General features: G+C 57.1%; 10 protein-coding genes and 1 pseudogene. 2 read left to right on the top strand and 9 right to left on the bottom strand.

The genetic code is table 11. The features are described 5' to 3' along the window. The 7 genes and pseudogenes from EKD03_RS05065 to EKD03_RS05035 all read right to left on the bottom strand — a co-directional run. Positions 1-1145 (bottom strand): annotated as a pseudogene (locus EKD03_RS05065) (hypothetical protein); the annotation flags it as partial. Between the two features lie 45 nt (positions 1146-1190). Then, positions 1191-1856, bottom strand: a complete 666-nt coding sequence (locus EKD03_RS05060) for a hypothetical protein (protein WP_129628215.1) — start codon at positions 1854-1856, stop codon at positions 1191-1193. A 92-nt stretch (positions 1857-1948) separates the two neighbouring features. Next, complete coding sequence (locus EKD03_RS05055) at positions 1949-2749, bottom strand: DUF6754 domain-containing protein (protein WP_129628213.1); 801 nt, start codon at positions 2747-2749, stop codon at positions 1949-1951. A 241-nt stretch (positions 2750-2990) separates the two neighbouring features. Continuing rightward, positions 2991-3224, bottom strand: a complete 234-nt coding sequence (locus tag EKD03_RS05050) for a hypothetical protein (protein WP_129628211.1) — start codon at positions 3222-3224, stop codon at positions 2991-2993. A 1-nt stretch (position 3225) separates the two neighbouring features. Continuing rightward, positions 3226-3720, bottom strand: a complete 495-nt coding sequence (locus EKD03_RS05045) for an SRPBCC family protein (protein WP_238613398.1) — start codon at positions 3718-3720, stop codon at positions 3226-3228. A 103-nt stretch (positions 3721-3823) separates the two neighbouring features. After that, positions 3824-6325, bottom strand: coding sequence for an ATP-dependent DNA helicase RecG (recG, locus tag EKD03_RS05040; protein ID WP_129628209.1), 2502 nt, complete (start codon positions 6323-6325; stop codon positions 3824-3826). A 10-nt stretch (positions 6326-6335) separates the two neighbouring features. Beyond that, complete coding sequence (locus tag EKD03_RS05035) at positions 6336-7187, bottom strand: DegV family protein (protein ID WP_129628207.1); 852 nt, start codon at positions 7185-7187, stop codon at positions 6336-6338. Between the two features lie 104 nt (positions 7188-7291). Between EKD03_RS05035 and rpmB the strand changes: the two genes are divergently transcribed. Continuing rightward, positions 7292-7741, top strand: coding sequence for a 50S ribosomal protein L28 (rpmB, locus tag EKD03_RS19160; protein WP_338030931.1), 450 nt, complete (start codon positions 7292-7294; stop codon positions 7739-7741). A gap of 123 nt (positions 7742-7864) precedes the next feature. On the opposite strand, the gene EKD03_RS05025 is transcribed toward rpmB, so the two are convergent. Further along, a complete protein-coding gene (locus EKD03_RS05025; RefSeq protein WP_129628203.1) occupies positions 7865-8788 on the bottom strand; it encodes a branched-chain amino acid transaminase in 924 nt (307 codons plus the stop codon). 24 nt (positions 8789-8812) lie between these two features. Next, positions 8813-9400 (bottom strand): RdgB/HAM1 family non-canonical purine NTP pyrophosphatase, encoded by a 588-nt coding sequence (rdgB, locus tag EKD03_RS05020; RefSeq protein ID WP_129628201.1) that lies wholly within the window; start codon positions 9398-9400, stop codon positions 8813-8815. A 117-nt stretch (positions 9401-9517) separates the two neighbouring features. On the opposite strand from rdgB, the gene EKD03_RS05015 reads away from it, so the two are divergent. Further along, complete coding sequence (locus EKD03_RS05015; protein WP_129628199.1) at positions 9518-10468, top strand: decaprenyl-phosphate phosphoribosyltransferase; 951 nt, start codon at positions 9518-9520, stop codon at positions 10466-10468.

Below are 10468 nucleotides of genomic sequence, written 5' to 3'. Positions count from 1 at the left end.
GGCACCTCATCGGCGGGCGTAGGCACCGCCATCGTTGGCGCATCGGCCCCGCGCAACCAATCGGGCACCTCATCGGCGGGCGTAGGCACCGCCATCGTTGGCGCATCGGCCCCGCGCAACCAATCGGGCACCTCATCGGCAGGGAAATCGGAAGCCCCCCCCGCATCACTACTGGAGACACCCTGAAGCCAATCGGGGACATCAGCATCTTGCAGCGCCGCCTGTGGATCGGGCGTTGCATCATCCTTCAGCCAACCAGGGGTATTCCCCTGATCGGGCAGATCAGGCAGATCGAACGAATCGGGCACCGCTTCCAGCAGCCATGAGGGTATACCATCCTGCTCGTCAGGTACAGCACGAGGCGGTAGGGGCGGCTGAACCACAGGTGGTTCAGCCTCAACCTCACCACTATCTTCAGTCAGCCAATTCGAGGCCATCGGGTCAAACACCGGCATGACTACTGGCGCATGTGCTTGTGCTTCTGGGGCTGGAGTTGGCTCATCAGAAGCCATCGTCTCCAAGATCTCAGAAGGACTGACATCACGTAACCAATCCGGCACCCCACTCTTTACATCAATTAGCTCTGAAGGTGTTGGCTTGGGTTCAACCGGTTCGGGTTCTTCCTCTTGGCCAATACTGCGCAGCCAATCAGTCGCACCGACAGGCATCTTAATCCGTGAGGTGGTCGTGGTGGTAGGTTCTGGAGTTGGATCAGGCTCAGCTTCAGCCGTATCTGGCCCCGCAAGACTCTGCAACCAACTTGTTGCCCCGAACGGTTCAGCCGCCGGACGCACGGGCGTTGCTGGTCGCTCATCAACTGCCTCACGCAGCCAATCGGGGGTGTCGTCATCAGGGTGGAGTGACTGCGGCAACAAGGTGTCACCGGTTGCCGTGACCCCAACCTCACTCTCAAGATCGCGTAGCCAATCGGGGGTGTCATCTGCTTGGTGTGAAGGCACGACCGGTGACGGCAGCGCCTCTGGCTCACGCAACCAATCGAGGTTATCATCAGCAGGTGGTGATGGAATCGCAGGCGACGGAGCACCCTCCGGCTCACGCAACCACTCCGGCGTTTCAGCGTCGGTGGCAGGCTCACCAGTTGCCGGTCGAGCAGGTAGCGGTACATTGCGGAGCCAGATTGGCAAATATTCCATGGTGTAGCGGCAGAGTCGACCGGTGAGGGCCGAGCATCAGCGATCAAGATACGGGAGATCAAATCCCAGCAATACCCGGATACTCGCCACTAGTGCCCCAATCGCAGCCCCAATCAAGAGGCCACGGGCACCAGCCAGCGCGACATAATCGGACATCCACTGCACTACCGCCGTGACACCCGGTACCATTGCCACGGGGGGTAACTGAACGACCAGCACAACCAGCGCAATGCCGACAATCACTAGTGCGTCAACACTTCGCCGTCCAAGTGCGCGTAGGATAGCACTCAGGCTAAAGAAGGCCAATAGTGCCAACAGACTACTCGCAATCGGTTGGTAGATCAGCGCAAAGAGGACGTGGATGGGTTGTTCGGCAAGGCTCCGTGGAAGAATAATTCCAGATCGACCAGGGAGTGGAAAAAAGATACCAACCACGATCACCAACACCATCCCGGCGAGCAAGACCAGACTGTAGCCCCACTCGGCATGGCGCTGGCGTACCCGTTGCAGATGCGACCAAGCCACACTCATGATGCCAATCAGCAGGGCAATCGCGGTGATCAAGGCAGCCCAACGTACCAAGGTCTGGGCGATGAACCCAACCAAGCCTCCACTGCCAGCAAAATCGAGTAGCACGATCAAACCGGAGACCCCGGCGATCAAAGTGGCCACAAAGCGTTTCGGATCGCGGAGGAAGGACATCCATGCCCCTCATGCAACAGTGGTCGCAGCTATTCCTTCAGGCACTCGTTCAGCACTGATGGTCACTACAACCGAGAAGATTCCGGGTGGGCTTACGAACCTACCAAGGCTGGTAGGCCTAATGCGGGCTGAAGGAGACCATACACAAACGCACCGATGATCAACACAATAACCACTGTCCGCAGCGTATCCTGCGTCATCAGGCGCACCTGCGCCGCCGGATCACTACTGAGATAGGCTTCGGCTGCAAAGATCTCCTCACCGATCAGGGTTGACGGAGTGGTCAACATCATCATTGGGAGCGCTGTACTATTCGTTGTTCCTACCACCTGGGGGATCTGATGTTGGGCACCCTCTTCGCCAATTAGCAAGTACTCCTGCCCAAAACTTCCGATCAGCGTACTCGCTTCGATGGGCTGCCGCCCATATAAGGTCTTTACGCCGGTGGCATACGCAAATTCATCTTGATGCGCCAGTAACTGTACCCGTGCTGCATCATAGTCCTGGGTTTGCCCCGCCTGTTGATAGGCTTGTCGGATGGTTCCGCGCATGGCAAGATGGGCAATCGCATCCCCCGAACTGACCAGAATCGGTGCCCCGTTCAGGGCCGCCTCTTCGCTTATACGGGTGGCGACCATCAGCCCAGCAAACGTCTCGGCACTTGATCCACGAGTGCCATTACCACCACCAATTTGCCCAGCTCCGGGTGAAATATGCAGTACTCGCCCAGTCTCTGCACCGCGTCCTAACGCATTGCGCAGCACATCAAGGGCTGGCAATGGGCGACGGGTAGGTAACTTGCCTGAGAGTACCCGTGCGTGGTGTAGCCACGTCACCGCGATGATCATCAGGGTGAAGAGCAGGATGAAGAGCACCTGAGGACTAAGGCTCATAGCGCACTCCAAGTGCAAGAATGATGAGACAATTCTTTACAACCTGAACTATTTTTCTTTTTCGAGTGTAACGCATTGGATAGGCTTTGTCAACACTATGAGGGTATCCGTTAGGGCATGGGCAGATTCCCCTCCGGTGGGGGTTTGGTGGCGGCGAAGCCATCCCCGAAGATCTTTTTTGGTGTTTATTGGCGGTGAAGCCGCCAATAAACACCAAAAATTGAGGGGCGATGTTTCGCCCCTACAACGCCAGCAATTGGCGTAAGCGATGCCAGTTGGCGGGTTCGCTCAGCATCTGTGCATACGGGTCGAGGCTTGTACCATGCAACAACGGGCGAGCGAAGAGCACCGCTTGGCTACTGATCACATCGAGTGGCCCCAAGAGATCGAGCATGAGCAGCGCAGCGGGCCGCCAGCCAGCTTGGGTTATGGTATGGGCCAGTTGCGTAAGTTGCGGTTCGCCTGCTTCTTCCATATTAGCTCCGCGTCTCGGCAGTGCGCAGGAGCGCGGTGAGGAACTCTTGTGCCAGCCGCGCAAAACGGGCGCGCTGCGTGGCGTCCAGAACGCCGACCACCACCTTGGGCAGATCAATCGTGTCAATGCGGTCAATTCGGTAGCGCCCATGGCTCAGTGGGCGAATACTACAACGGTTGATCCCTGTCAGCGGGGGGACATTGATGCGAAAACTGGTCGCTCGGCTGATCGGGGTGTATTCGATGACTTGCATGTCGGCAAAGACGACACTACCGCGTAACCGAAATTTGTAGTTGAGATGCGGAACCGGATTGGCGGGTAGATCAACCTTGACTCGGTCAAATGAGGGCATCCAGGTTGGCCAATTGGCAAAGTCATCTAGGACGGCAAAGATCCGCTCAGGCGGTATCTTGGTGGTGGCAATCGCACTAATCTTGTAGTTCTTCATGATCTCGCAAGCTGGAAATAGAATCCAGGGAAGATACTGCTGGGACATGGGTTGAACTTCTGGGTGTCTAGCACTTTCCGAAAGCTGAAATTCCCAGCGTTATCCAGAGAGTCGCAGCCGTACTGCAATCTATCTGCCTGCAATTATACTATCACCCCGCTTTGCGTGCTTCGACCCAGAAGGCTTCGATCTTCTGTTTGAGTAGTGTGTGTTGCGGTAAGGCCAGTTGCGGATCTTCCGTGAGGATGGTACTGGCGATGCTGCTGGCGGTCTTCAACAGTCCCACATCGGTCAGTTGGGCGATCTTCAGGTCGGGGGTGCCACTCTGGCGGGTGCCGAAGAATTCACCCGGCCCACGTAGTTCGAGATCTATCTCAGCTAAGCGGAAGCCATCACTCGTATTCGCAAGTGCATCGAGCCGTTCACAACTGGTCTCGTTCTCTTTGTGCGGGATCAGAATGCAGTAACTCTGGTGCTCACCCCGCCCGACCCGCCCACGGAATTGGTGGAGCTGTGACAACCCGAAGCGCTCCGCACCCTCGATCAGGATCGTCGAGGCGTTGGGGATGTCAATGCCGACCTCGATCACCGCAGTGGCGACGAGTATGTCAAACTCGCGGTCGCGGAAGGCGACCATCACCTGATCCTTGTCGCGTGGTAACATTTTGCCATGCAATAAGCCCACACGTAGGTCGGGGAAGATCTCGCTCTGAAGGCGTTCGTGCATCTCCTCCGCCGAGGGCAGATTGATCTTATCGCTCTCCTCCACTAGTGGACAGATTACAAATGCCTGCCGCCCCTTCTCAATCTCTTTGCGGATGTGGCGATAGGCTTTGTGGCGGTCGTGCTTGCTGATCCGGCGCGTCCGAATGGTCTGGCGCCCCGGAGGCAACTCATCCAGCACCGATACATCCAGATCACCATAGATCGTCATTGTCAGAGTGCGCGGGATGGGCGTGGCGGTCATCACCAGCAAGTGCGGGTTGAAGCCCTTGTCGCGTAGGCGTTGGCGTTGCTCGACCCCAAAGCGGTGCTGCTCGTCCACCACGGCGAGGCCGAGGCTATGGTACTGTACGTGTTCGGTGATCAGTGCGTGGGTGCCGACGATCAGATCGATCTCACCTTTGGCGATACCCTCTACGACCCGGCGGCGCTCTTTGGCCCCCAGGCTCCCGGTGAGCAGCGCCACGCGCACTCCCGCGCCATCCATATCGTCCTCAACGCTCATCCCCAACAACGCCTTGATCTCGGCCAGTTGCGCCGCTTCTTCACTGCTCAAGCGGGCGCGCCAGTCCTCACCCTCCACCGCCGCACGGGCTTGGCGTGGTACCCGTACCTGGCTCAAGAGCCGCTTCAGCCCCTTGTAGTGCTGTTCCGCCAGAATCTCGGTTGGGGCCATCAGCGCACCCTGGAAGCCGTTGGCGATCACTTGCAGCAGGCTGGCCGCCGCTACTACGGTCTTGCCCGAACCGACATCGCCTTGTAAGAGCCGCGCCATGGGGGCCGGACGCGCCATGTCGGCGAAGATTTCGTTCAATGCCCGTGTTTGTGCGCCGGTGAGCGCAAAGGGAAGATGGCTGAGCAACTCGGCATGCACATCGGGGAAGTGCTGCATCTGGTAGCCCAGTTCGCCCTGCCAGAGCAACTTGCGCTGCATCACCCCCAACTGAATGAAGAGGAACTCATCAAACCCTAGCCGGATGCGGGCTTGCTCCACCTCCTGTATGGAATTTGGAAAGTGGATCTGGGCAATCGCCTGATTCAATGGGAGCACTTTGGCCGATTCCTGCAACGCTGCGGGGAGATGATCCTGGAGATGAGGTACACTCACATCCACCAGATATTTGACGATCTTCCGTACACTGTGGTCAGGTAATCCCTTGGTGAGCCAGTGTACCGGCACCAAGCGCCCGGTGTGGATGAGCGCATCATGATCGGGGCGGTAATACTCCCAGGATGGCCCACTCATCTGGCGTACCCCGCCGTAGATACCCACCTTACCGCTCAACACGATCTGATCCCCTACCCTGATCTTCTTGGTCAACCAGCGCTGGTTAAAGAAGACCGCCTTGATGATGCCGCTCTCGTCACCCAGAGTAATCTCAACCCGCACCCGTGGTTGCTCTACCAGGCGGCTCTCCTCGACTATGCCCATCACGGTCTCGTTCGCGCCGACGACGAGATCGGCGATAGATTTTTGTGAGCTATAGTCATCATAACGGTGCGGAAAGTGGTAGAGGAGATCCTCAACCGTAAGCAGTTTCAGCCGCTTAAAGGCCAGTAGGTTTTTGCGCTCTATCCCCGGAACAGCACTGAGTTTTTCGTGTGGGCTAATCTGGTATTGCGCTTCCACCACCGGCGCACTCGGTTCTGGTGGAGTCTCTATTTCGGGTTCAGGCCGAAATAACCGCCGCAGCATCTTGAGCGCCTCCTCCATGCGTTTCTTACGCTTAGGAATCGGCATGTCCCGGTAGCCATTGAGCTGTGCGAGGCTCATCTTGACAAACGGGTGTTCTAGATCTTCACCTGCACCGGCTTGCCATTGCGTGAGGTAGGCATCAAGCCCCTCAGGCAGGCTGCGATCCCCGCAACCTGCCCTCTCCTCGGCGGCTAAGGTCTTCCCCAATGCGATGATGTGCTCAGGATGCTGCATGACTCGTTATCTACTCGTCAAACCCCTCAAATACCACGACCCCCATCGCCCCCGATCCGAGGTGTGCGGCGATGCTGGGGCCAAAACGGGCGATCTGTACCTTCTCACGCGGGAAGATTGGCTCGACCTTCTCCAACAACTTCTCGACATCTTCGGGGGTGGTCGCAAAGAGCACGATCACCTCCTGCACCCGTGGGAAGTCCTCGATAAAGGTAAAGAGCCCTTCAATTGCCTTGGCCCGTGTGCGTGTGCGCTCGTAGGGCACAATCTCACCCTCGTCGAGGATCATCAGCGGCTTGATGCGCTGCATCGAACCCAAGACTGACCCGGTAATAGTTAACCGTCCAGCGGCCTCCAAATGTTCCATCGTATCCACAAAGAAGCAGGCATGGGTGTGGCGTACCATCGCCCCGATCAGATTTCCTACCTCCTCTGGGGATGCACCATCATGTGTTGCCTGCGCCGCCGCCAAGACGACCGAGCCTAGTCCGGCTGAGGCCGACTTACTATCAACCAGTTCGATGCGGGTGTTGGATGCCGGGAGCTTACTGCGCGCCTGGAGCGCATTGCCGTAGATGTTGCCCAGGTGGTTGCTGAGATGGATTGAGTAGACATAATCATATTCGCCCACCATGCGCCGGTAGAGTTGCTCAAAGACCGCCATCGAGGGCGAGGCAACCTTAAAGCGCGGATGGTTCGACATCAGCATATCGTAGAGGTGATCATCGGAGATATCTACCCCAACCCGATAGATCTTATCTTCGGTGTGGATGAGCAGCGGTACAACCTCAATGCCGAGGTCGCGGGCGAGCTCGGGTGGAATGTCAGCGGTTCCATCGGTTACGATCTTGATCTTCGCCATGTGTTACTACCTATATATGATTGTATATATTATGATGGGCGGGCGGGGGCGGCGAAGTAGAGGCGGAGCATCGCCCGCCAACCTCGTTCGGGTTCCCCTGCTCCATGGAGGACGCTGCTTTGTCCTACTTCGTAACTGTTCACAGTTCTCCTAGCATTCCGGTTTTGACGCAAAGACGCCAAGGCGCAAAGCCTTCAACAAAACCTTTGCGTCTTTGCGCCTTTGCGTCAATCAGAAGCTTCCTTTATCCCAAGTGTGAACAGTTACCCTACTTCCAACGTTTGCCAAAGCTGATACGGTATGGTATATTCTCGCAGATACGCGAAAAATTCAGCGTTTATTGCGATACCATCTGGAGTACCACCGAAATGGCCAAGTGTAAGATGTGCGGCAAGTCTCCCTCGTTCGGCCACAACGTCAGCTTCTCCAAGCGCCGCACCAACCGTATGTGGCGCCCAAACTTGCAGAAGACGACGGTGTTGGATGCTGAGGGGAAGTCGCAGCAGATCCGGGTATGCACCCAGTGTATGCGGACGATGTACAAAGCCCGCTAGTCTCTGCCGCAACCCACGCATTAGATGAAGCCAGTCTCCTTTCAGGGAGGCTGGCTTTGTCATATAACCTGCCTCTATCGGGGAGGATTGTAGCCTCCCCGGTATGGATTATATCATGCAGCATCATTCGGCATACTCAAGCCAGCCGTGGGTATCGGCCTGCTCGCCTCCGACAATGCGGAAGAAGGTGGATTGTACCTGCTCGGTGATTGGGCCGCGTCGCCCCGCGCCCACCGTAATGCGATCCACCGAACGGATCGGGGTGATCTCGGCTGCCGTGCCGGTGAAGAAGAGTTCGTCGGCGATGTAGAGCATTTCGCGTGGGATGACCTGCTCACGCACCTCGATGCCTAGATCTCTCAACAAGGTGATCACGCTCTCACGGGTGATCCCGGTCAGGATGGATGATCCAGCCGGTGGGGTGTAGACGATCCCATGGCGTACCACAAACAGGTTCTCGCCACTGCCCTCGCTCACGTGGCCGTTGGTGTCCAGGGCAATTCCCTCGGAGTAGCCGTTGGCCAGCGCTTCCATTTTGATCAACTGCGAGTTCATGTAGTTGCCGCCCGCCTTCGACATGGACGGCATGGTGTTCGGGGCAAAGCGGTTCCACGACGAGACGCAGACATCTACCCCCTGCTCCATCGCCTCGGCCCCCAGGTACTTACCCCACTCAATCGTGGCAATCGCCACCTCAACCGGGTTGCCCAATGGGTTGACGCCAATTTCACTGTAGCCCCGGTAGACTACCGGGCGAATGTAGCCTGCCCGCAGCCGGTTGGCGCTCACCGTCGCCTTCACCGCGCTGATTAACTCCTCAAGCGAATAGGGGATCTTGGTGCGGTAGATGTGCGCCGAGTCGATCAGCCGCTGCATATGCGGGGTGAGCCGGAAGATCGCTGGCCCTTGTGGGGTCTCGTAGCAGCGTAATCCCTCAAAGAAGCTCGATCCATAGTGAACCACATGCGACATCACATGGATCGTTGCTTTGTCCCATTCGACTAGTTCGCCATTAAACCAGATGTAATCCATTTTTGCAATCGGCATTGATGTTTGGCTCCTGTGCAATCGCTACCACCATTGTTCGAGGATCGTCCGTGCCGCCCGCGCTGCTTCGGCGCGGTGGCTGATCTGGTTCTTGCGCTCGGCTGTGACCTCCGCCAGCGTCTTGTCGTCATCAAGCAAGTAGAAGAGCGGATCGTACCCGAAGCCGCCACTTCCGCGTGGTTCCATCTCGATTACCCCGGCTAGGCTGCCCTCGACAAACGCGGTTGGCGCTCCAGGGCGTGCTAACGCGATCACACATACGAAGCGTGCTAACCGTTGGTGCCAGGGAATATCGCGCATCTGCTCCAGCAGATACGCTAGTTGCGCCGCTCCCTGTACCCCACCGTAGCGCGCCGAATAGACCCCCGGCGCTCCATGGAGTGCCGCAACCTCCAGCCCACTATCATCGGCCAAGGTCGGTAGGCCACTGAGTGCCAGATAGCCCTCGGCCTTTAGCTGTGCATTCTCGGCAAAGGTCGTCCCCGTCTCCTCAATCTCCGTACTGATCCCCAGGTCGTCCAATGTGCGCAGCGTGATCCCGAGTCCGTCGAAGATCGCGGCAAATTCGCGCCGTTTACCGGGGTTGTGGGTGGCAATTAGCAATTCATGCATAGTGCTAGAATCTACGTCCCTCCGCCCGCCCTGTCAAGAGGCAATTTGCATCGCCGTGATGCCTCAGGTACAATCACTCGGTATGACACTGCCGATCTCCAAACAGGTCAAGGACTCATGAGCCATTTTTCTACCACGGCGGCCCAGGCCGCCAACCCACCCAATATGTTTGCTGAACTCCTACGCGCCATGCGCCCGCGCCAGTGGGTCAAGAATGTCTTTGTCTTTGCTGCGCTGGCCTTCTCCGAAGAGCGCCTCTGGCAGTTCTGGAATGATCCTTGGCCTCTCCTCAAGACGATTGGGGCCTTTGTGATCTTCTGTATGGCCGCCAGTGGTATCTATCTGGTCAATGATCTAGTTGATATCGAGAAGGATCGCGCCCACCCTAAGAAGCGTAACCGCCCCTTCGCCTCCGGGCGCCTCAGCCCGATGGTTGGGGTGATCGCGTCGGTTGTGTTGTTTCTCGTTGCACTGCCGATGGCCTTTCTGCTCGACCGATCCTTCAATTTTCTGATCGTTATCGGTCTCTATATCTTCATCCAGGGCTTTCTCTATAGTTACTGGTTGAAGCATGTTGTCCTGCTCGATATTCTGATCTTGGCGGCGGGGTTTGTCCTGCGCGCTATCGGTGGTGCAGCGGTGCTGAATATTCTCATCACTCCCTGGCTGCTGCTCTGTATGTTGCTCCTCGCCCTCTTCCTCGGTATCGGCAAGCGTCGCCACGAACTGATGCTGCTCGATGCTCATGCCGGTGAACATCGCCGTATCCTTGAGGAGTATTCCTTACCTATGCTCGACCAGATGATGTCTATTGTCACCGCGAGCATCATTATGGCCTATAGTGTGACGGCGTTTCTGGCCCCGGCTGCACCTCAGGAACCCTATCCGATGTTGATGGCGACGATCCCCTTTGTTATCTATGCGATCTTTCGCTACCTTTATCTGATCTATATTCGTAACGAGGGTGGTTCGCCCGATGAGTTGCTGCTCAAGGATATTCCTCTGGCGGGGAGTGTGTTGCTCTGGGGGATTTCGGTGCTGACTGTGCTCTTGCTCTTCCCCAACTAG

The sequence above is a fragment of the Candidatus Oscillochloris fontis genome, assembly GCF_004138135.1.
Taxonomy (GTDB): Bacteria; Chloroflexota; Chloroflexia; order Chloroflexales; family Chloroflexaceae; genus Oscillochloris; species Oscillochloris fontis.
The sequence above is the reverse complement of the archived record's forward strand: the minus strand, read 5'-3'. Positions and strand labels throughout refer to the sequence as shown.

Bases quoted from the DNA above. Each gene is read 5' to 3' on its own strand.
- EKD03_RS05035 (WP_129628207.1), bottom strand. From the start codon at position 7,187: ATGGCGAAGATCAAGATCGTAACCGATGGAACCGCTGACATTCCACCC.
- rdgB (WP_129628201.1), bottom strand. From the start codon at position 9,400: ATGCATGAATTGCTAATTGCCACCCACAACCCCGGTAAACGGCGCGAA.
- rpmB (WP_338030931.1), top strand. From the start codon at position 7,292: ATGGAGGACGCTGCTTTGTCCTACTTCGTAACTGTTCACAGTTCTCCT.
- recG (WP_129628209.1), bottom strand. From the start codon at position 6,325: ATGCAGCATCCTGAGCACATCATCGCATTGGGGAAGACCTTAGCCGCC.
- EKD03_RS05055 (WP_129628213.1), bottom strand. From the start codon at position 2,749: ATGAGCCTTAGTCCTCAGGTGCTCTTCATCCTGCTCTTCACCCTGATG.
- EKD03_RS05015 (WP_129628199.1), top strand. From the start codon at position 9,518: ATGAGCCATTTTTCTACCACGGCGGCCCAGGCCGCCAACCCACCCAAT.
- EKD03_RS05045 (WP_238613398.1), bottom strand. From the start codon at position 3,720: ATGTCCCAGCAGTATCTTCCCTGGATTCTATTTCCAGCTTGCGAGATC.
- EKD03_RS05050 (WP_129628211.1), bottom strand. From the start codon at position 3,224: ATGGAAGAAGCAGGCGAACCGCAACTTACGCAACTGGCCCATACCATA.
- EKD03_RS05025 (WP_129628203.1), bottom strand. From the start codon at position 8,788: ATGCCGATTGCAAAAATGGATTACATCTGGTTTAATGGCGAACTAGTC.
- EKD03_RS05060 (WP_129628215.1), bottom strand. From the start codon at position 1,856: ATGTCCTTCCTCCGCGATCCGAAACGCTTTGTGGCCACTTTGATCGCC.